The organism is Stenotrophomonas sp. YJH_SMC_37 (assembly GCF_059370035.1).
Genome location: NZ_JCAFTG010000009.1, coordinates 1 through 20,848, shown reverse-complemented (window position 1 = coordinate 20,848; position 20,848 = coordinate 1). Strand labels below are relative to the sequence as shown.

19 protein-coding genes are annotated in these 20,848 nt (G+C 67.5%); 11 read left to right on the top strand and 8 right to left on the bottom strand.

Going from position 1 to position 20,848, the window contains the following annotated elements; genetic code table 11:
• Nucleotides 1–17 precede the first annotated feature (17 nt).
• The 5 genes from AC5P8J_RS13710 to AC5P8J_RS13690 form a co-directional block, all read right to left on the bottom strand.
• Nucleotides 18–845 carry a class I SAM-dependent methyltransferase gene (locus tag AC5P8J_RS13710; RefSeq protein WP_005415318.1) on the bottom strand — a complete coding sequence of 276 codons (828 nt, stop codon included), beginning with the start codon at nucleotides 843–845 and terminating at the stop codon, nucleotides 18–20.
• 59 nt (nucleotides 846–904) lie between these two features.
• Nucleotides 905–1,900 carry a tRNA dihydrouridine synthase DusB gene (gene dusB, locus AC5P8J_RS13705; protein ID WP_049453467.1) on the bottom strand — a complete coding sequence of 332 codons (996 nt, stop codon included), beginning with the start codon at nucleotides 1,898–1,900 and terminating at the stop codon, nucleotides 905–907.
• 147 nt (nucleotides 1,901–2,047) lie between these two features.
• Nucleotides 2,048–2,479, bottom strand: a complete 432-nt coding sequence (locus AC5P8J_RS13700; RefSeq protein ID WP_021203449.1) for a hypothetical protein — start codon at nucleotides 2,477–2,479, stop codon at nucleotides 2,048–2,050.
• Between the two features lie 149 nt (nucleotides 2,480–2,628).
• Nucleotides 2,629–3,594 carry a ribokinase gene (locus AC5P8J_RS13695; protein WP_019661097.1) on the bottom strand — a complete coding sequence of 322 codons (966 nt, stop codon included), beginning with the start codon at nucleotides 3,592–3,594 and terminating at the stop codon, nucleotides 2,629–2,631.
• A 25-nt stretch (nucleotides 3,595–3,619) separates the two neighbouring features.
• Nucleotides 3,620–4,918 (bottom strand): NupC/NupG family nucleoside CNT transporter, encoded by a 1,299-nt coding sequence (locus AC5P8J_RS13690; RefSeq protein WP_019661098.1) that lies wholly within the window; start codon nucleotides 4,916–4,918, stop codon nucleotides 3,620–3,622.
• 193 nt (nucleotides 4,919–5,111) lie between these two features.
• On the opposite strand from AC5P8J_RS13690, the gene AC5P8J_RS13685 reads away from it, so the two are divergent.
• From AC5P8J_RS13685 to AC5P8J_RS13665, 5 genes are all read left to right on the top strand, one after another.
• Nucleotides 5,112–6,083: an aldo/keto reductase gene (locus AC5P8J_RS13685; protein ID WP_134735121.1), complete on the top strand. Its 972-nt coding sequence runs from the start codon at nucleotides 5,112–5,114 to the stop codon at nucleotides 6,081–6,083.
• Between the two features lie 262 nt (nucleotides 6,084–6,345).
• Complete coding sequence (hemP, locus tag AC5P8J_RS13680) at nucleotides 6,346–6,540, top strand: hemin uptake protein HemP (protein WP_005412278.1); 195 nt, start codon at nucleotides 6,346–6,348, stop codon at nucleotides 6,538–6,540.
• A 153-nt stretch (nucleotides 6,541–6,693) separates the two neighbouring features.
• Complete coding sequence (locus tag AC5P8J_RS13675; RefSeq protein WP_495216872.1) at nucleotides 6,694–8,937, top strand: TonB-dependent hemoglobin/transferrin/lactoferrin family receptor; 2,244 nt, start codon at nucleotides 6,694–6,696, stop codon at nucleotides 8,935–8,937.
• Between the two features lie 4 nt (nucleotides 8,938–8,941).
• Nucleotides 8,942–9,541 (top strand): Hemin transport protein, encoded by a 600-nt coding sequence (locus tag AC5P8J_RS13670; protein WP_495216871.1) that lies wholly within the window; start codon nucleotides 8,942–8,944, stop codon nucleotides 9,539–9,541.
• 73 nt (nucleotides 9,542–9,614) lie between these two features.
• A complete protein-coding gene (locus AC5P8J_RS13665; protein ID WP_134735122.1) occupies nucleotides 9,615–10,541 on the top strand; it encodes a DUF6607 family protein in 927 nt (308 codons plus the stop codon).
• 107 nt (nucleotides 10,542–10,648) lie between these two features.
• On the opposite strand, the gene AC5P8J_RS13660 is transcribed toward AC5P8J_RS13665, so the two are convergent.
• Entirely contained in the window at nucleotides 10,649–13,165 is a 2,517-nt protein-coding gene (locus AC5P8J_RS13660; RefSeq protein WP_495216870.1) for an ABC transporter permease, read from the bottom strand.
• Complete coding sequence (locus tag AC5P8J_RS13655) at nucleotides 13,162–13,809, bottom strand: ABC transporter ATP-binding protein (RefSeq protein ID WP_495216869.1); 648 nt, start codon at nucleotides 13,807–13,809, stop codon at nucleotides 13,162–13,164. The genes AC5P8J_RS13660 and AC5P8J_RS13655 overlap by 4 nt, the downstream gene beginning before the upstream one ends.
• A gap of 75 nt (nucleotides 13,810–13,884) precedes the next feature.
• Here AC5P8J_RS13655 and AC5P8J_RS13650 point away from each other — a divergent pair, with 75 nt between their 5' ends.
• From AC5P8J_RS13650 to AC5P8J_RS13640, 3 genes are all read left to right on the top strand, one after another.
• Entirely contained in the window at nucleotides 13,885–14,529 is a 645-nt protein-coding gene (locus tag AC5P8J_RS13650; protein ID WP_019661105.1) for an arylesterase, read from the top strand.
• An 87-nt stretch (nucleotides 14,530–14,616) separates the two neighbouring features.
• Nucleotides 14,617–15,330 carry a response regulator transcription factor gene (locus AC5P8J_RS13645; RefSeq protein ID WP_002811889.1) on the top strand — a complete coding sequence of 238 codons (714 nt, stop codon included), beginning with the start codon at nucleotides 14,617–14,619 and terminating at the stop codon, nucleotides 15,328–15,330.
• A gap of 153 nt (nucleotides 15,331–15,483) precedes the next feature.
• On the top strand, nucleotides 15,484–16,755 hold the full coding sequence (locus tag AC5P8J_RS13640; RefSeq protein ID WP_019661107.1) for a sensor histidine kinase: 1,272 nt from the start codon (nucleotides 15,484–15,486) through the stop codon (nucleotides 16,753–16,755).
• A gap of 93 nt (nucleotides 16,756–16,848) precedes the next feature.
• Here AC5P8J_RS13640 and AC5P8J_RS13635 read toward each other — a convergent pair whose 3' ends face one another.
• The gene (locus AC5P8J_RS13635; RefSeq protein ID WP_495216868.1) at nucleotides 16,849–17,550 is read right to left on the bottom strand and encodes an SGNH/GDSL hydrolase family protein; all 702 of its coding nucleotides are present in this window, start codon (nucleotides 17,548–17,550) and stop codon (nucleotides 16,849–16,851) included.
• 212 nt (nucleotides 17,551–17,762) lie between these two features.
• Here AC5P8J_RS13635 and AC5P8J_RS13630 point away from each other — a divergent pair, with 212 nt between their 5' ends.
• The 3 genes from AC5P8J_RS13630 to AC5P8J_RS13620 all read left to right on the top strand — a co-directional run bounded on the left by AC5P8J_RS13630 (nucleotide 17,763) and on the right by AC5P8J_RS13620 (nucleotide 20,327).
• Nucleotides 17,763–18,158, top strand: coding sequence for a diacylglycerol kinase (locus AC5P8J_RS13630; RefSeq protein WP_005415335.1), 396 nt, complete (start codon nucleotides 17,763–17,765; stop codon nucleotides 18,156–18,158).
• Between the two features lie 33 nt (nucleotides 18,159–18,191).
• Complete coding sequence (locus AC5P8J_RS13625; protein ID WP_019661110.1) at nucleotides 18,192–18,941, top strand: TerC family protein; 750 nt, start codon at nucleotides 18,192–18,194, stop codon at nucleotides 18,939–18,941.
• Between the two features lie 225 nt (nucleotides 18,942–19,166).
• Nucleotides 19,167–20,327, top strand: coding sequence for an MFS transporter (locus AC5P8J_RS13620; protein WP_495216867.1), 1,161 nt, complete (start codon nucleotides 19,167–19,169; stop codon nucleotides 20,325–20,327).
• Nucleotides 20,328–20,848: the final 521 nt, after the last annotated feature.

Here is a 20,848-nt window from a genome sequence, read left to right as displayed (position 1 = left end):
ATTGGTGCCGCGTCGGCTCAATACACCGTGGCGCGGCCCTGCACGAACGAATAGAAGAACACCGCATTCGGGTCGTTCTGCACCAGGCGGAACTCGCGACGCATGCCTTCCACGGTTTCCTCGTCCACCGAGCCGGCCTGCAGCAGTTGGTCGGCGGCCGACAGCAGCAGCTGCTCCCAGAACGCGATCATCGTCTTGCGCCGCGCCGGTTCGCGGTTGTCCAGGTGGATGGTCTTGATCTCGGTGTGCACGTCGCGGAAGCCGCCGGCCAGCAGCAGGTTGCCCAGCTTGGCGCCAACGAACGGGTCGCCCCCGTGGTCGTACTGGAAATCGTTGAACGCCATCCAGTAACGCCAGATGTGCGGCGAATACGGGTCGAGCAGGAACGAGGCATTCATCACCTCGGTGATGTAGACCGGCGAACCCGGTGCCAGCACCCGGCGCACCTCGCTCAGCACGCGCGCCGGTGACGGCACGTGCTCCAGTACCCAGCACAGGAACGCCGAGTCGAAGCTGCGTGCCTCGAACGGGAGCTCGCCGGCGTCAGCCTGCTGCAGGGTGTAGCGATCGCTGCACCACGGCGTGCGCGCCAGGTTCTCGCGCGCGGTGGCCAGCTGGGTCTCGCTCAGGTCCACACCGGTCACGTGCAGCTCGGGGAAGCGGCGCAGCAGGATCTCGGTCTGCGCACCCACGCCGCTGCCGACTTCCAGCAGGCGCCGCGCGCCGCTGTAGTCGATCTGGCCGAAGATGCTCGATTCCAGCAGGCGCGCCTGGGTCATCAGGCGCTGCTGCTCGGTGCCGGAGAACCCGTGCAGGTAGGTCGGGGAGGAGATCGGCGGGGTCATGGGGCGGGCTCTTGTAGCGTCGAGCAGGCTCGACTGTCCGGAAACGCAGGATTGGCGGCTCAGGCCGCCGAAGACAACGCCGGTTCCCCGGCGATCAGGCGGTCGAAGTACTCGGTCGTCAGCGCGACCTGGCTCTGCGGGTCTTCGGCGCGGTTGACCACGGCGCGGAAGGCCGCATTCTCCGGCCGGTCCTTGGCATACCAGCCCAGGTGCTTGCGCGCGATGCGCACGCCCTGCGGCTCGCCATAGAACGCATGCAGTGCGTGCAGGTGGCCGAGCAGGATGTCGCGCACTTCCGCCAGCGACGGTGGTGGCAGTTCCTCGCCGGTGGCCAGAAAGTGCGCCACTTCGCGGAAGATCCACGGCCGGCCCTGTGCCGAGCGGCCGATCATCACCGCGTCCACGCCGGTCTGCTGCAGCACGTATGCCGCCTTCTGCGGCGAATCGATATCGCCGTTGGCGATCACCGGAATGCGCAGCGCGGCCTTGATCTCGCCGATCGTGGCGTACTCGGCCTGGCCGGTGTAATGCTGGTCGCGGGTGCGGCCATGCACCGCCAGCGCGGCGATGCCGCTGTCCTCGGCGATGCGGGCGATCACCGGGCCATTGCGATGGTCGCAGTCCCACCCGGTGCGGATCTTCAGCGTGACCGGAACGTCCACCGCGTTGACCACGGCCTCGAGGATGCGCGCCACCAGCTGCTCGTCACGCATCAGCGCCGAGCCGGCCCAGGCGTTGCACACCTTCTTGGCCGGGCAGCCCATGTTGATGTCGATGATCTGCGCGCCGTGGTCGACGTTGTAGCGTGCGGCCTCGGCCAGCTGCTGCGGCTCGGTGCCGGCGATCTGCACGCTGATCGGGGCCGGCTCGCCATCATGATCCATGCGGTGGATCGACTTGCGCGTGTTCCAGAAACGCGGGTCACTGATGGTCATTTCCGAGGCGGCCAGCCCCGCGCCCAGCCGTTTGCACAGCAGGCGGAAGGGCTTGTCGGTGACGCCGGCCATGGGCGCCAGCACGACGTTCGGAGCAATGGTGTACGGGCCGATCTGCATGCGCCCATTGTAGGGCGCCGACAGCGACGCGGCCGTATCGGCTGCGCCCCGGTTCAGGCCGATCGGCACCGACCTCATGCCGTACCGGCATCAGCAGATGCTTGACGGTTGCTTCCGCCGCCCCCAAGGGCGGGCGAAGGTGGGCGGCTACCCCAGGCGCTGCCAGGCCTGGCGGGTACCCAGTGCGAAGGCCAGCCCCAGGCTGAGGCAGACCAGTGAACTGACCATCCAGAAGCGCCGGCCGTTGTAGCCGGGCCGCAGCAGCGCCAGCCCGAAGCCCATCGCGGCGCGCAGCAGCAACAGCAGGGCGATGCCCGACAGGACCAGACGACTGGCCGGCAGTGGCGAATGCCAGCCCGCAGCGGCCAGTGCGTACAGCGTCCAGGCCACCAGCACGGCCGTGATGCCGGCGGTCATCAGCGGTGGCCACCAATGCCCGGCCTGTGCCAGCCGGACCACGCGCTGGCCGGCACCGAAGTACCTGTACCACGCGGCGCCGAAGGCGATGCAGCCGATATGCAGCAGCGCCGCAGCGGCACTGCCTGCGGCCGCGACCAGCAACCAGGGGAATCCGTCCATGTCCTGCCCGTGCAAGGAAGCTGCGCGGATCGTGAGCGAGGGGCAGGATGTGGGCAATGCGACAGGCGGTCGCAGGGGCTGGGCAATGGGCGAAAGAAAGGCCCAGGTGCCTGTGCACCCGGGCCTTGTCATCCACGCGTGGCGTGGAATTACTTGGCTTCGGCGTCGGCCGGGGTGAAGCGCGGCATCGCCGCTGCAGCGCCTTCCTTCTCGGTCGAGCGACCGGCGAACTGGTTGGCAAAGCGCACGTGGCGGGCGAACGGTGCATCGGCCACCTGTGCCAGCGACGCAGCCAGCGCACCGTTGAAGGCATCACCGGCACCGGTGGTGTCGATGGCCTGCACCTGTTCGGCACCGACGCGGTAGTACGGCTGGGTATCGCCGCGCAGGTTCTCGTCGGCGTGAGAGACGAACACGCCCACCGAACCCAGGGTCACCACCACCGTGCCGTTGCCGACCAGCTTGCGGCACAGCGCATGCAGGCTGGCGCCATCCAGCGCCGCGACGTCGTTGGCATCCACGCGCTCGCCGACATGGCGGCCGAGCAGGGCGGCGAACTCGGTCTCGTTCGGGGTGATCACATCGGCCAGCTTGAGCAGGCCGATGGTCGAGGGCGCATCGGCCGGCGCGGTGTTGAGCACGGTGGTGACACCGGCCTCGCGGGCCGTGGCCAGCGCCGCTTCGATGGTCTGCACCGGCGATTCCAGCTGCACCAGCACCACCTTGGCACCGGCCAGCAGGGCCTGCTGCTGTTGCAGGAAATCGGTGCCCAGCGCGGCATTGGCGCCGGGGCCGATCACGATCGTGTTGCGGCCACGGGCATCGACGTAGATGCCGGCGGTGCCGGTCGGCTCGCTGCTGGCCTCGGCGATCAGCGCGAAGCCATCGTGCGCAGCCAGTTCGCGCGCAGTGGCGCCACCGGCGTCATCGCCCAACGCACACACGAAGTGGGTGTCCGCACCAGCGCGGCAGGCCGCCACGGCCTGGTTGAAGCCCTTGCCACCGGGGCCGGTGCTGTAGCGGCCGGCAATGGTCGCACCCGGTGCCGGCAGCGTTTCGCACCGCCACACGTGATCGACATTGAAGGAACCGACGACAACGACACTGCTGCTCATAGGAAATCTTTTCTCAACCAGGGGTTCAACTGAAGTGCGTCAGCACGCCGGCGATGGTCGCCGTCATGAAGGTGGCAATGGTACCGCCCAGCACCGCGCGCAGGCCGAACTTGGCCAGGTCGTGGCGGCGCTCCGGCGCCAGGCCACCGATACCGCCGATCTGGATCGCGATCGAGCTGAAGTTGGCGAAGCCGCACAGCGCGTAAGTGGCAATCAGGCGGCCTTCGGCGGACAGGCTCACGCCCGGGATCTGGCCGTTCACGATCTGCGACAGTTCGGTGTAGGCGACGAACTCGTTGATCACGACCTTCTGGCCGATCAGCGAGCCGACGGTGGTGGCGTCGGCCCACGGCGTGCCGATCACCCAGGCGATCGGGGCCAGCAGATAGCCGAAGATGGTCGACAGGTTGGTCGGCTTGCCGATGGCAGCGGCCAGGCCGGTCACTTCGCCCACCCAGGTCAGCGGCGCGTTCAGCAGCGCGATAAGGGCGATGAAGGCCAGCAGCATCGCGCCGATGTTCAGTGCCAGCTTCAGGCCGTCACCGGCGCCGGCAGCGGCGGCATCGATGATGTTGCTGGAGGTCTTTTCGACTTCCATCTTCACCGTGCCGCGGGTCAGCGGGGTGCCGGTTTCCGGAATCAGCAGCTTGGCCACGACCAGGGTGGCCGGGGCCGCCATGATGCTGGCCGCCAGCAGGTGCTTGGCGTAGAAAGCCTGCTGCGCCGGATCGCCGCCGCCCAGCATGCCCACGTAGGCCGCCAGCACGCCGCCGGCGATATGCGCCATGCCGCCGATCATCATGGTCAGCAGTTCGGACTGGGTCATCCTGGCGATGTACGGGCGAACGGTCAGCGGCGCCTCGGTCTGGCCGATGAAGACGCTGGCGCAGACGCTGGTGGTTTCCGCGCCGGACACGCGCATCACCTTGGTGATCGACCAGGCCATCACGCGCACGATCGCCTGCATGACGTTGAGGTGGTACATCACCCCCATCAGCGCCGAGAAGAAGATGATGGTCGGCAGCACCTGGAAGGCGAAGATGAAGCCGTAGTTCTTGGTGTCCATCAACGAGCCGAAGATGAAGCCCGAGCCCTCGTTGACGAAGCTGAGGATCTTGACGAAGCCCTTGCCCAGCGCATCGAACACGTCGCGCCCGCCCGGCACCAGGATCACCAGCGCCGCAAAGGCGATCTGCAGGGTGATACCGGTGGCAACCAGCTTCCAGTCAACTGCACGCTTGTTGTTGGAAAACAACCAGGTGATGCCGATCAGCACCGCCAACCCGAACAGGCCGAAGCCGATCCTGCCCAAACCTTCGACCATGTGAGTGACTCCCCTGGGGCGTCGCGAAAAACGGGAAGCCTAGTGCAGGGCAGGGGCCGGGGCAAGAAAAAGCAGCGTGCGCGCACCCAACGGTACCGATCGGGCCAGCAACGGCAAGGGCTTGCGGCCGGCGGCGGCAGGTAGAATGGAGTTCGATCCCGGCCCGGATGCGGGCCCGCAGCAGGAGATTCGCATGCAATACCGTCGCTTGGGCTCCACCGGCCTGCCGATTTCCGCCCTGTCCTTCGGCGCCTGGGTGACCTTCGGTGACCAGATCCCGCGCGACGAGGCCCGCAACCTGGTGGCGGCCGCCTGGGATCATGGCGTCAACTTCTTCGACAATGCCGAGGGCTATGCCAACGGCCGCGCCGAACAGGTGATGGGCGATGTGATCGCCGACCTGCGCCTGCCGCGCGACGGTTTCTGCGTCTCCAGCAAGGTGTTCTTCGGCAGCGCCAAGGACCCGCGGCCGACCCAGCGCGGCCTGTCGCGCAAGCATGTGACCGATGCCTGCCACGCCGCGCTCAAGCGCCTGCGGGTGGATTACCTGGACCTCTATTACTGCCACCGCCCGGATCCGGACGCACCGGTCGCCGAGACCGTGCATGCCATGGACACCCTGGTGCGGCAGGGCAAGATCCTCTACTGGGGGACCTCGGAGTGGTCGGCCGTGCAGATCCAGCAGGCGCTGGACATCGCGCAGGCGCGCAACCTGCAGGGCCCGTCGATGGAGCAGCCGCAGTACAACCTGCTGCACCGCGAGCGCGTGGAGGTCGAGTACGCGCCGCTGTATGCCGGCGCCGGACTGGGCACCACCATCTTCTCGCCGCTGGCCTCGGGCCTGCTCACCGGCAAGTACGACCAGGGCATTCCGGCCGATGCGCGGCTGGGCCGGGAAGGCATGCAGTGGTTGCAGGACCTGGTGCTGGGTGCCGACGCCGAAGCCCGCCTGGCCCAGGTGCGCCGCTTCAGCGAGGTGGCGCGTGCGCTGGGGCAGGCGCCGGCCACGCTGGCCATCGCCTGGTGCCTGCGCAACCCGAACGTCTCCAGCGTGATCCTCGGTGCCAGCCGGGTCAGCCAGCTGCTGCAGAACCTGCAGGCACTGGAAGCGCTGGAGCAGGTCGACGCCGCCGGCTGGGCCGACGTCGAAGCCGCCTTCGCCTGAACCCCGGGGCCGACCGGGCCTGGGCCTCGGTCGGGCCGGCTCGGGCCCGTGCCTCGGTAGAGTCGGCTGTTGGTCGACTGCTGTTGCTCGAAGCAGTCGACCAACAGTCGACTCTACACACATGCGTCGCCATTTGATTGATGCGATCTATCGAATCTGAAAATTCGATCATTAATCCAATCGATCAAGTTGAGAATGGTTGTTGATTATCAACTGAGAATCATTATCATTTAACTCGTCCCTCGCACGAGTCCAGATGCTCATGAATGCTCAACCTGTACTGCTGCGCCCCGAAACGCTGACCCTCCGCGATCGTCCGGTCCGTGTCGTTCCGCCGGAAGAGGTCATCGACAGCGAAGCCCTGCTCAAGGGCCGTCGTGAAATCCTGATCCAGCACGGCGACCGCTTCTATCGCCTGCGGCACACCAGCAACGACAAGCTGATCCTGACCAAGTAATCGCGGTCTGGTCGCCCGCCTCCCTCCCTCCTGCCGGCAGCGCCGACAGGGTGGGCGACCCGTCCGCTCCCGCTCTCTCCCCCTCGGTCTACCGCGTGCACCTTCCGGGTGCGCCGGTAACCGGGGGTTCCCCTGCCTGACCGAACGAACCCGATGACCCGCCATACCGCCCTTTGCCTTGCTGTCTGGATGGCGCTGCCGCTGTCCGCCCACGCTGCTGCCACTGCTGCCCCCGATGCGCGCGAATTCGATCGGGTGCAGGTCACCGCCACCCGCACCGAGCGGGCGCTGAGTGACGTGGCGGCCACCGTGGATGTCATCGACCGTGAGCAGATGGACCGGCACCTGGTGCAGGACATCAAGGATCTGGTGCGCTACGAGCCGGGCCTGTCGGTCACCCGCAGCGCGACCCGCTTCGGCCTGGATGGTTTCCGCATCCGTGGCCTGGACGGCAACCGCGTGCGCATCCAGACCGACGGCATCGTCATGCCGACCCGGTTCGACATCGGTTCGTTCGCCAGTTCCAACCGCAACTTCACCGACCTCGATACGCTCAAGCGCGTCGAGATCGTGCGTGGACCGGCCAGCCCGCTGTACGGCTCCGATGCACTCGGTGGCGTGGTCACGTTCGTGACCAAAGACCCGGCCGACTATCTCAAGGACGGCAAGAACAGCTACTTCGGCCTGAAGTTCGGCTACGACGGTGAGTGGAAGGGCCTGCTCGGCGGTGCCACGGCCGCCTTCGGTGGCGACCACTGGAGCGGCCTGGTCAACGTCAATCACCACCAGGGCCAGGAAACGGACAACAAGGGCACGGTTCGCAGCGACAACGACACCCGCACCGCGTCCAATCCGCAGGATCGCGACGGCCGCAGCCTGCTCAGCAAACTGGTCTATGCACCCAGCGAGGACCAGCGCTTCCGCCTGACCGTGGAAGGCAACGAAGACACCACCGATACCAATGTGCTGTCGGCGATCGCCAGCGTTGCACCGCGCCCCGGCGCGATGGCTGCTGCCACTGGCATGAAGTCCCACGACACCCAGAAGCGCAACCGCGTCTCCTTCGCCCACGAGATGGATGCGCTGGACCAGCCGTTCGCCGACAGCCTGCATTGGCAGGTGTACGCGCAGAACAGCGAAACCCGGCAGCAGACCGACGAGACCCGCACCGACGGCACCCGTCGCCACCGCGTGTTCTCCTTCGACCAGCATGCCTATGGCCTGCAGGCGCAGTTCAACAAGGCGTTCGCCACCGGCAGCGTCGAGCACGCTTTGACCTACGGTTTCGAAGGCACCCGTACCGAGATCCGCCAGAAGCGCGACGGCTATCAGGTCAGTAAGGCTGGCGTGGTCAGCAACACGGTGCTGCCGGACACCTTCCCGGTGCGTGACTTCCCTATCAGCAAGACTACCGAGCTGGGCCTGTATGCACAGGATGAGATGCGCTTTGCCGATGGCAGGCTGTCGCTGGTGCCGGGCGTGCGCGTGGACCGCTACGAGCTGAAGCCGGAAGTGGACAGCATCTTCGCCGAAGACAACCCGACCACGGCCGTGGCGCAGCTGAAGAAGACCAGCGTGTCGCCGAAGCTGGGCATGGTCTGGCGCTTTACCGACGAATGGTCGCTGTTCGCCGGTTATGCGCGTGGCTTCCGTTCGCCGCCGTACAACGACGTCAACATCGGCCTGACCAACATCGCCTTCCGCTATACCGCCATCGCCAATCCGGACCTGAAGCCCGAAACCAGCGACGGTTACGAACTGGGCCTGCGCTTCATCGCGCCGGCGGCGTACGTCAGCGTCAGCGGCTACTACAACGACTACAAGGATTTCATCGAGTCCAACGTCGATACCGGTCGCAACGCGCAGGGTTTGACCGTGTTCCAGTCGCAGAACATCGCCGACGCGCGCATCTATGGCGCGGAAATGAAGGCCGGCATCGAGTTTGGCGAACTCAGCCCGGCGCTGAAGGGCTGGGCGCTGCGCAGTGCGTTGGCATGGTCGCGTGGTGACAACCGGACCGATGACGAACCGCTGGCCTCGGTCGATCCGCTGCGTGGCACGCTGGGCCTGATGTACGACACCGATACCTGGGGCGTCGAACTGGCCGGTACCTTCGTGCAGCGCAAGAAGCGCCTGCCGCCGCCTGCGGCGCAGACCAATCCGAACGCACCGGCGCCGTTCGTCTACCAGCCGGCCGGCTACGGCGTGCTGGACCTGATGGCGCACTGGAACTTCGCGCCGGGTGCCACCTTCAATGTCGGCGTGTTCAACCTGGCCGACAAGCGCTACATCGAATGGTCGTCGATCACCCCGAGCCTGATCACCGATCGCGCACTGAGCGATCGTTTCAGCAGCCCGGGCCGCACCTTCTCCGCCAGCCTTGCCGTTTCCTGGTGATCTCATGAGCCGAGCCTTGTCCGCACGCAGGAATGACTCCATCGCCGCGCCGAACAGCGCGGCCTGGCCGACCCCGGCACAGCTGGCCACGCTCGGCACCGTGTTGTGCCTGTACCACGCCGACGGCAACGAGCTGGGCGGCTGGCGCCAGGCCGTACGCGTACACGCCTGCCAGGGCGTGGACAGCGAGGGCCTGCGCGAAAGCCTGTGCTTCCTTGATGGCCGCGGCCGCTGCGTGTGGCGCCTGTACCTGCTGCCCGACAGTGATTTCCTGGCCTGGGACCGTCTGGTCGCGCCGCTGCCGCCGGGACCGGAACACGACAGCGAGGCGAGCGTTGGCGAACGCCTGTGGCGGCGCCTGGCCGGCCATCTTGGCGGCCAGCGCTGGCGCCTGTGCGCGCTGCGCCTGCATGCCGCCGACGACGGACGCACGCTGGCCGCCAGTCTGTCGACCCTGTCCTCGCTGGGCGCGGCCACCGCGCGCCGCATCGTACGCCTGGAAGGTGCTGAAGGCGAGCTGGTGATCGACGACTGCTGCTGTGCCGACGCCGCCCGGCGTCCGGCGCCCCAGATTCCCGGCGACCTGCCGCTGATCCGCCTGTGACCCTCTCCTGATGGAACGCCCGTTGGCCACGGATGGCCCCTCAATGAATCTGCACCCCCGAAGGAAGACCCCGATGAAGCTCCAGACAGCCAGCGCCATGCTGCTGCTCGCCGCCAGCGGCGTGGCCAGCGCGCAGCCCTCCGATATCGCCCGCGACCACGACAGCATCCTCGCCATGCAGGGTGAGTACACCGTGGACTTCGCCTTCGACGAGACCGTGCTGCTGAAGCCGGGCTACGAGCGTGCACCGGCGATGCGCAGCGGCGGCAGCGAAGTGGTCATCGTGGTTGAGGACACCCCGAAGCGCATCGTGCTGCAGCACCTGCTGCTGGATGAAAAGAGCGGCCACATCACCAAGCACTGGCGCCAGGACTGGGTGTACGAAGCACCGAATCGTTTCGAGTTCAGCGCCGACCAGACCTGGAAGGTGCGCAATATTCCGTCGGCGGTGAACCAGGGCGCCTGGACCCAGTGCGTGTACGAAGTGAGCGACGCACCGCGCTACTGCGGCACCGGCACCTGGACCTACACCAACAACGTGCCGAGCTGGACCAGCGACCTGAGCTGGCGCCCGCTGCCGCGCCGTGAGTACACCAAGCGCAGCGACTACAACGCGCTGGCCGTGATCAACCGCCACACGCTGACCCCGAACGGCTGGACCCACGAACAGTTCAACACCAAGGTGCAGCGCAACGCCGATGGCAGCCAGGTGGAGATCGCACGCGAGTTCGGCTTCAACGACTACGTGAAGACCACCGAGGTCGACTTCACCCCGGCGCGCAACTACTGGAAGGCCACCGCCGGTTACTGGGCCAAGGTGCGCCAGCGTTGGGATGGTTTCCTGACCCAGGCGCCGGGCGTGCACCTGAAGACCAGGATCGACGGCATGGCGATGATCATCCCGCTGTTCACCCAGGCCGAAGAGATCCAGTCCGGCAAGAAGGTGAAGGACAAGCAGATTGACGACGTGTTCGCCAAGTACGTGGAAAAGGCCCAGTAGAGCCACGCCATGCGTGGATGTGCTTGTTCCTTGAACACTGGCAACGCCGTCATGTGCACTTGGTAGGTGCCGAGCTTGCTCGGCACGCGCCCCGGTCCGGCGCCGCCTCAGGCCTCACGCAGCGCCAATGCCGGCGGCGTATGCAGGATCGCCCGCGTACCCCACCAGCCTGCCAGCAGGCTCAGCCCGATGCCGACCACGCCGCCGATCAGCAGGCCCGGCCACGGCGGCAGCAACGGCAGCTCGAACACCTTCTGCGAGACTGCCACGCCGATGACGGCCGCCGCGCCCACCGCCAGCATCGCCGCCAGCGTGCCCAGCGCGCCGAACTCAACGAGCACCGCGCCACGCAACTGGCGCCGGGTCGCGCCCAGCGTGCGCAGCACCGCGCTGTCGTAGCGGCGCTCGCCCGCCGTGGCCTGCAGTGCGGCCAGCAGCACCAGCACGCCGGCCAGCAGGCTGAACACCATCACCAGCTGCACCGCCTGCGCGACCCGCTCCATCACATCGCGCACCTGCGAGATCACCGCGTCCACGTCCAGCAGCGACAGGTTGGGCTGCGCGCGCACCAGCTCGCCCAGCCCGGCCGCGTTGCCGGCCGGCAGATGGAACGCCGACAGCAGGTTGTGCGGGGTGTCGCCCACCGCATTGGGATTCAGCAGCACGAAGAAGTTCGGCCGGAAGGTGTTCCAGTCGGCCTTGCGCACACTGGTGACGGTGAACTCGCGCTCCTGCTCGCCTACTGAAATGGTGATGCGGTCGCCCGGATACACGCCGTAGCGCTTGGCCCAGCCGATTTCAACCGACGCCTCCGCCGCCGTGCTGTCGGGCGTCCAGAAGGTGCCGTTCATCAGCGTGTTGGCCGGCGGGAAGCTGCTGCGCCAGCTGAAGTTCAACGGCCGGTTCTCGTCGTCGTCATCGCGCTGGGCTTCGCCTGACGCCGGCTGCCCGCTCTGGTCCGGCGAGCGATCCACGCGCAGCGGCGGCTTGCCGTTGATCGCGATCAGGCGACCGGTCGCCATCGGTTCGATGCTGGCGTCGTTGGCCCCCAGTCCGCGCAGCGCGGCCAGCACGCTGTCACGCTGTCCGGGCTGGATATTGATCAGGAAGTAGTTCGGCGTATCCGCGGGCAGGCGTTCGCGCCACTGCTGCAGCAGGCCAGGGCCGGTCACCGCCAGCAGCAACAGCGCGCACAGCGACAGCGACAGCCCGACCAGCTGCATCACCGCCAGCATCCGGCGCCGGGTCAGCGCCGCCAGGCCCAGCCGCCAGTGGCCGTGCAGACGGTGCTGCAGGCCGCGCAGCAGCTGCAGCAGCACGAAACCGACCACGCCGGCCGCCACCGCCAACGCGGCCAGGCCGCCCAGCACCCATAGCGCCAGCTTGAGATCACCGGTCACCTGCACCGCCAGCAGCAGGCTGGCCGCCAGCGCTGCTACGTAGGCCAGCAGCGAGGCCGGGGGCAGGGCGGCGAAGGAGCGGTTGAGCACGCGCATCGGCGGCACCCCGCGTAGGCGCAGCAGCGGCGGCAGGCCGAAGCCGAACAGCAGCAACAGGCCGATGCCGGCGCCGGTCAGCGCCGGCATTGCCTCGGGTAGCGGCAAGCGCTGCGGCACCAGGCTGCCCAGTACCTGCACCAGACCTTCCTGCGCAGCCATGCCCAGGCCGATGCCGAGTGCGCAGGCCGGCACTGCCAGCATCAGCAGCTGCAGTGCCAGACCGGACAGAATGTCGCGCTGGCGCGCGCCCAGGCAGCGCAGGATCGCCACTTGGTCGATGCGGCGCAGGGCAAAACGGTTGGCCGCCAGCGCGGTCGCCACGCCGGCAAGCAATACCGCCAGCAGCGCGCTCAGGCCGAGGAAGCGCCCGGCAAGATCAAAGGCGTGGCGCACGCCGCGCTGGGTGTCGTCCACGCTCAGCAGGCGAAGGCCTTTCACCTGTGGCAGCAGCCACTGGCGCAACGCGGCAACCTGGTCGGCGGAGCCGGCGAACATCAGCCGGTAGTTGATGCGGCTGCCGGGGCCAAGCAGGCCTGTGCCTTCCACATCGGCGCGGTTGACCAGCAGGGTGGGGGAGAGCGTCAGCAGGTCGCCACCGGTATCCGGTTCGGCCTCGATGATGCCGGCGATGCGCAGCGTGCCGGCGCCGAATTCGAGGTCATCGCCGGCTTTCAGCCCCAGTCCCTGCAACAGGCGCGGGTCGGCATAGGCCTGGCCCTTGGGCGGCATGCCGGCATCGGCGATCAGGGCGCCGCCGGGTGTGGCCCGCACCCGCAGCGTGCCACGCAGCGGATAGCCCGCCTGCACCGCCTTGATGCTGGCCATCTGGCTGGCATCACCGTTGAACAGCACGCTGCCGAAGCTGGCGATGCGGGTGTAGGCCAGTCCACGCCGCTGTGCCTCGTCGGCGAACGCCTGCGGCGGGTCATCGCGCCCGACGATGCCAAGGTCGCCGCCGAGCATTTCCGCAGCGCTGCCGGTCAGCGCCAGGTTGACCCGGTTGACCAGCGTGCCCACCGCGGTCATCACCGCCACGCCCAGCACCAGTGCGGCGAACACGGTCAGCAGGTCACCGGCCAGGGCCTCGCGACGCAGCGCGCGCCACGCGTGCCGCAGCAGGTTCATGCCTGCGCCCCATGGTCGACCGGCAGCAGCCGGCCCTCGTCGATGCGATGGATGTACTGGCAGCGATGGGCCAGGCGCAGGTCGTGGGTGACCAGCACCAGGGTGGTGCCGCTGCCGGCGTTGAGTTCGAACAGCAGGTCGCTGATGTGCTGGCCGGTGGCGTGGTCCAGCGAGCCGGTCGGTTCGTCGGCGAACAGGATGCGCGGGCGGGTGACGAACGCACGCGCCAATGCCACGCGCTGCTGCTCGCCGCCCGACAACTGGCGCGGATAGTGGCGGGCGCGATGGGCCAGCCCGACCTGGGCCAGCACTTCATCGACCCGCGCACGGTCTTCGCGCCCGGCCAGTTCCAGTGGCAACGCGACGTTTTCGGCGGCGGTCAGCGCCGGTAGCAGGTGGAAGCTCTGGAACACGAAGCCAACCTCACGCGCGCGCAGCTGGGCCCGCGCTTCTTCATCGAGGTCGCCCAGGTCCTGGCCCGACAGTGCAATGCGGCCGCGGCTGGGCAGGTCCAGCCCGGCCAGCAGGCCGAGCAGGGTGGTCTTGCCCGAACCGGAGGCGCCGACGATGGCCGCGCTGGTGCCTTCATGGACGGTCAGGGTGATGTTGTCCAGTATGTGGACTTCACCCTCCGGGCCCTGCACGGATTTGCCGACCTGGTCGACGGCGATGGCGACGGGCGCGCTGCGGGGGGACAGGCTGTCGATGAGGAGACTCCAATGCGCAAGACGGGATGGAGCCGGCGAGCCGGCGCGATGGTGGTGCTGCTGCTAGGGTTCCTGCTGTTGCCGGGGCTGGCCTGTGCCAAAGGTCCGGCCCGCACCGTGCTGGTGCTCGGCGACAGCCTCAGTGCCGCCCACAATATCCCTGCCGACGCCGGCTGGGTCAGCCTGCTGCAACAGCGGGTCAGGCAGCAGTCGAAAACCCCGGCGCGCATCGTCAACGCCAGCATGAGCGGGGAGACCACCGCCGGCGCGCTGACCCGCCTGCCGGGCCTGCTGGCGAAGGAAAAGCCGACGGTGGTGGTGATCGCGCTGGGCGGCAATGACGCATTGCGTGGGCTGACCCCGGCGCAGGTGCAGGGCAACCTGGAAAAGATGGTGCAGGCCAGCCAGAAGGCCGGCGCGAAGGTATTGCTGCTGGGCATCGACGTACCGCCCAACTACGGGCCGGCCTATCGCCAGCGCCTGGCTGCGGCCTACAAGGCGCTGGCCACGCAGTACGAGGTGCCGCTCCTGCCCTTCCTGCTGGAAGGCGTGGCCCTGCAGCCGGGCATGATGCAGGCCGACGGGCTGCACCCCACGGCGCAGGCGCAACCGAGGGTGCTGGACAACGTCTGGCCGCTGCTCAGGCCGCTCCTCTGAACCGTTTGTGTACCTCTTGACGGAACTTCACATCGCGTCCACCGTCGATCCGGCATGTTTCACAAAGCTGAAGTTAGAGGGAATCACATGCGTCAGACGAAGGAGACCTCCGGCTTGGTGCTGGTGGTCGAAGACAACCGCAACATCTCCGAGATGATCGGCGAATACCTGGAAGGTCGCGGCTTCGAAGTCGACTATGCACAGGACGGCCTGGATGGCTACCGCCTTGCGGCGGAGAACAGCTATGACGTCGTGGTGCTCGACTTGATGCTGCCGCGCCTGGATGGCATCGAAGTGTGCCGTCGCCTGCGCAACGATGCGCGCAAGTCCACCCCGGTGCTGATGCTCACGGCACGCGACACGCTGGACGACAAGCTCACCGGCCTCGGGTTCGGCGCCGATGACTACCTGACCAAGCCGTTCGCGATCCAGGAGCTGGAAGCCCGCCTGCGCGCGCTGATCCGCCGCGAACGTCGCCAGGTGGGTTCGGAGGTGCTGAAGGTCGCCGACCTGGTGCTCGATCCGGTCAGCATGCGGGCCACCCGTGCCGGTACCGAGCTGCAGCTGTCGCCGATCGGCCTGCGCCTGCTGACCATCCTGATGCGCGAATCGCCGCGCGTGGTCACCCGCCAGGAGATCGAACGCGAGATCTGGGGCAATGGCCTGCCGGACTCGGACACGCTGCGCAGCCATCTGTACAACCTGCGCAAGATCATCGACAAGCCGTTCGACCGTCCGCTGCTGCACACTGTGCAGAGCGCCGGCTACCGCATTGCCGATATCGCACAGCCGATGGCCTGATCGGGGCCGGGCCGGTGCAGCATCAGGCCCGGCCGGGCAACGACCCCGCATCGGGCACGGATGACCGGCCGGCGCTGCCGCCGGTCAGCGTCCGTGCACGACTACGGCGCAGCGCGCTGCCTATAATCGCAGCGCTCTGACCGGGACCCCGCAATGCCGCACGGCCTGCCGCGCAAGATCCGTATCGCCTTCATCCTGCAGGCAGTCCTGGCCAGCCTGGGCATCCTGCTCGGTGCCTGGCTGGTGTCGCTGGTCATCAAGCACAGCCTGGTCGGCGCCGCCCTGCGCGAGGAAGCGGCCTATTACTGGACGCTGCACGAGGCGTCGCCGGTGCAGCCGCCGCCCAACACCCAGAACATCCGCGGCTACCTGCTGGAAAGCGGGCAGTCGGCGCTGTCATTGCCAGCCAACCTGCGCAACCTGGAGCCCGGCTTCCACGAACTGCCTCAGGATGACCAGCTGGTGCTGGTCGATGTGCGCCCCGCCGGTCGCCTGTACCTGGTGTTCCTGCGTTCGCGTGCGGAGATGCTGGCGTTCTGGTTCGGCATCGTGCCGGTGCTGCTGACCCTGTTGGCGGTGTATGGCGCCAGCTGGGTGACCTATCGGGCTTCCAAGCGCCTGGTGTCGCCGGTGAACTGGCTGGCACGGCGCGTCTCGCGCTGGGACCCGGGCCACCCCGAAGCGGCCGATCTGGAGCCGAACAAGCTGCCGGCGGACATGCAGGGCGAGACCCGCCAGCTGGCGGCCGCACTGCATTCGCTGGCCAACCGGGTCAGCGCGCATGTGGCGCGCGAGCGCAATTTCACCCGCGACGCCAGCCATGAACTGCGCACACCGCTGACCGTCATCCGCGTCGCCAGCGACATGGCCCTTGGCGATGAAACCCTGCAGCCGCGCCTGCGCCGCAGCCTGCAGCGCATCCAGCGGGCTGGCCGCGACATGGAGGCGGTGATCGATGCGTTCCTGATCCTGGCCCGCGAGGCCGATGTCGAACCGCAGATCGAGCTGTTCGACGTCAACGACATCGTCCGCTACGAGGTGGACAATGCCAACGAACTGCTGGGGTCTCGCCCGGTGTCGGTGCACCTGCACAGCGACGGCCCGGTGCAGTTGCATGCGCCGCCGCGGGTGCTGCAGGTGGTGATCAGCAACCTGGTGCGCAATGCCTGCAGCTACACCGACGAGGGGCGCATCGACGTGCATGTGCACAACGACCGGGTGGTAGTGCGCGATACCGGTATCGGCATGTCTGCCGACGCCCTGTCGCGGGCCTTCGAACCGTTCTACCGCGCCGAGCCGAGCCGCCCGCAGGGCACCGGCCTGGGCCTGTCGATCGTGCGCCGGCTGTGCGACCGCTTCGGCTGGAAGGTCAGGCTGGCCAGCGAGCCAGGCCAGGGCACGGAGGCCACGGTCATCTTCCGCTGATCCTCCGACCCCATTGCCCGTGATTCAGTAGATCCACGCCATGCGTGGATGGGGTTGCGGTAGCGCCGGGCCATGCCCGGCGTCCGCAGTCCCTCAGTTGCAGTTGACCTTCGGCGCCAGCGCCTTGGTCCAGATCGCATACCCGGCCGGGGTCATGTGCAGCATGTCCTCGCGGAACAGCGTTGCATCCGGCTGGCCATCGGTGCCCAGCATCGGCGTGTAGATGTCGGTGAAGCCGGTGTTGGGCAGCGTGGCCAGGGCGGCCTTGATCAGCGTATTGGCCTCGTTGATCGCCGGCAGCAGATGCGCACGCGACGGGCTCGGCTTGATCGACAGGTACTCGACCCGGGTCTTCGGCAGGTCGCGATGCACGCGCTGCACGAAGGCAACCACATCGTCGCGCACCTGCACGGCGCTGCGGCCGCTGTTGAGGTCGTTGTCGCCCGCGTAGAAGAACACCTTGCACGGTGCATACGGCACCACGATGCGATCGGCATACCAGGTGCTGTCACGCACTTCCGAACCCCCGAAGCCGCGGTTGAACACCGGCTGGCCGGGGAAGTCGGTGGCCAGGCTCTCCCACATGCGGATCGAGGAGCTGCCGATGAACTCGATACCGCCACGCGGCGGCGGGCTGGCCTCGTCGGCGCTGGCGAAGTGGGCCATGTCGCTGGCCCAGGCCACGTTGGAGACCTGTTCGGGTACCCGCGGTGACTTGGCCGGGCCCAGGGCCTGGGCAAGGGGGGCGGCGGTCAGCAGGCCCAGCATCAGCAGGCAGGTACGGCGATGGGACATCAGGCGCTCCGGCAGGGTAGGGACGACCATGATAGAAGCTGGGGCAGGTCGAAGCTTGCCCCTGGCAGTCCGTTCACCGGGCCGGTGCCGGGCGGCGGCGGGCGGCCTTGTGGCAAAATGGCGGCCATCTGCCTATTCCTGTGCGCCCATGATCCCCTGCCGTGCGTCTGAGCGGTCGCTGCGCCGCGTCCCTGTTGCTGGATGTTCGCCCCGTGGCTGATCAGTTCGGCCATCTGCCGCGCGGCCCGCGCCGCATCTTCCAGGCCGCCCGCTGGTCCTGGCAGGGCCTGCGCGCTGCCTGGCTGCACGAGTCCTCGTTCCGGCTGGAGGTCTACCTGCTGATCCTGCTGACGCCGATTGCGATCTGGCTGGGCCAGACGCCGGTCGAACGCGCGCTGCTGATCGGCTCGATGCTGCTGGTGCTGGCGATGGAGCTGGCCAACTCGGCCATCGAAGCGGTGATCGAACGCTACGGCAGTGAGATTCACGAGCTGGCCGGCCGCGCCAAGGACATGGGCTCGGCGGCGGTCTTCGTGCTGATGATGAACGTGCTGCTGTGCTGGGCGCTTGTCGTGGTTCCGCACGCGCTGGCCGGCAACTACGGCTGAAACCCCATTCCCCCACTGCCTTGAAGAGTTTCCATGTCCTTTGAGTTCCTCGCCGACCCCAATGCCTGGGTAACCCTGTTCACGCTCAGCGCGCTGGAAATCGTGCTCGGCATCGACAACCTGGTGTTCATTTCCATCGCGGTCAGCAAGCTGCCGGAAGAGCGTCGCCCGTTCGCCCGCAAGCTTGGCATCGCGGTGGCCTGCATCACCCGCATCGCGCTGCTGGTGTCGCTGGCCTACCTGGCGCACATGGCGGCCAACCTGTTCACCGTGGCCGGCATGGGCATCTCCATCCGCGACCTGGTGCTGATCGTTGGTGGCCTGTTCCTGATCATCAAGGGCTGCATGGAGATCAAGGAGCTGATCAGCGGCGGCGAGGATGAAGATCCCAGCACCACCAAGGCCTCGGCCGTGTTCGGCTACGTGATCGCGCAGATCGCGGTGATCGACATCGTGTTCTCGCTGGACTCGGTGATCACCGCCGTCGGCATCGCCGACCACATCCCGGTGATGGTCGCCGCGATCCTGCTGTCGGTGATGGTGATGCTGCTGGCCGCCAACCCGCTGGGCCGCTTCATCGATGCCAACCCGACCGTGAAGATGCTGGCCCTGGCCTTTATCCTGATGATCGGTGCGGTGCTGATCCTGGACGGCCTGGACGTGCACGTGCCCAAGCCCTACATCTACGCCGCGATGGGCTTCTCGGTGCTGGTGGAGTGGCTGAATCTGCTGATGCGCCGCCGCGCCCGCGAGCACAACGTGCCGGGTGCCGGCAACTGGTAAGCGCGCCACAGGCGTGTGAGTCCCTCAGAACCCCCGGCACGCCGGGGGTTCTGCGTTGTGGGGGAGGTTGGCTCTGCAACGGCACTGCGGTTTTTGCACTTTTGGCTGCGTTCCGGCCTCCACTTGTGAATCAGGATCAACAGTGTTTTCCCGGGGCGAGGCTTAATCCGGCGCAGCAAAGCGCGCAGGCTACGCACTCCCGATTCCGCCCCCCAGGACTCCCCCATGAATTCCAGAGCCGCCTTGCTGGCGCTTGCCGTTGGCGCCTTCGCCATCGGAACCACCGAGTTTGCCCCGATGGGCCTGTTGCCGGTCATCGCCGACGGCGTCGGCGTTGGCATCCCCACTGCGGGCATGCTGATCACCGCCTATGCCGTGGGCGTGATGCTGGGCGCGCCGGTGATGACCCTGCTGATGGGGCGTTTCGGCAAGCGCACCGCGCTGATGCTGCTGATGTCGATCTTCGTCGCCGGCAATCTGTTGTCTGCGCTGGCGCCGAACTACGGGATGCTGCTGCTGTCGCGCCTGGTCACCAGCCTCAACCACGGTGCCTTCTTCGGCATCGGTGCGGTGGTCGCTGCGAGCCTGGTGCCGAAGGAAAAGCAGGCTGCGGCCGTGGCCACCATGTTCATGGGCCTGACCATCGCCAACATCGGCGGCGTGCCGCTGGCGACCTGGGTCGGCCAGCAGCTGGGCTGGCGCCTGTCCTTCGCCGGGACTGCGGCGCTGGGCCTGGTCGCGATCACTGCGTTGGGCTTCGCGCTGCCCGCGTCCGCACCGGGACCGCGCCCGGACGTGCGCCGCGAACTGAAGGCGATCCTGCAGCCGCAGGTGCTGCTGGCCATGGCCACTACCGTGCTTGGTGCGGGTGCGATGTTCACGCTGTACACCTACGTCGCACCAGTACTGACCGAGTTGACCGGCGCCCCCAATACCTTCATCGCGATGGCGCTGGCCCTGATCGGCATCGGCTTCACCTTCGGCAACGGCATCGGTGGACGCATGGCTGACTGGTCGCTCGATGGCGCCACACGGATCCTGCTGGCCGTCCTGACGGTGCTGATGTTCGTGCTGCCGCTGGCCTTCATGAGCCACGCCACCGCGGCGCTGGGTGTACTGCTGTTCGGTGCGGCGACCTTCGCCCTCGTGCCGCCGCTGCAGATCCGGGTGATGCAGGTGGCCAGCGAGGCGCCGGGCCTGGCGTCGTCGATCAACGTGGGTGCATTCAACCTGGGCAATGCGGTAGGTGCTGCGCTGGGTGGTGCGGTGATCAGCTCGGGACTGGGCTACGCCGCGATTCCGGTGGCCGGTGGCCTGCTGGCCGCGTCGGGCCTGCTGCTGGCATGGCTGGGCCGTAGCCGCACTGCGGTGGCTGAGGCCTGCTGAGTGATATGGGGTTCCGGCAGGGCTTGCAGCCCTGCACCCGCTAAAGGCGAAGGCAACCGCCGAAGCAACAGCAACCGCAACAGCCGGCGCTGGTTTTCTGAGGGTTGGGCGGGGCGGTGTGGGTTGGCAGGACACGCCGTGAACCCATCCATGGGGGCTCGATGGCGCCATCCATGGCGCCAACGGTCCTGCCAACCCGTACCGCCCCGCCTCCGACAGATTGCCGCGATCGGTCGGAACGGCGTTCTGCTTTGGTAGGTGTCGACCTTGGTCGACACGAATGCCTGAAGAACCGGCTTTTGCTTTTGATTTTTCTTTTGATCTTCCCGCGGTGCGCAGGAAATTGTCCGTGGCCTGGAGGGTGGGTCGGCTGGGGGCGTGTGATCTGGCCCCCTGAAAACGGACGCCATGAAGCCGTTTCAGGCGGCAGCCCGGAGCTGCCGGGCGTAGTTGTTAGGCGAGTGGTAGCCCAGCGCCGAGTGTAGCCGGGCTGGATTGTAGAAGCCGTGGATGTAAGCAGC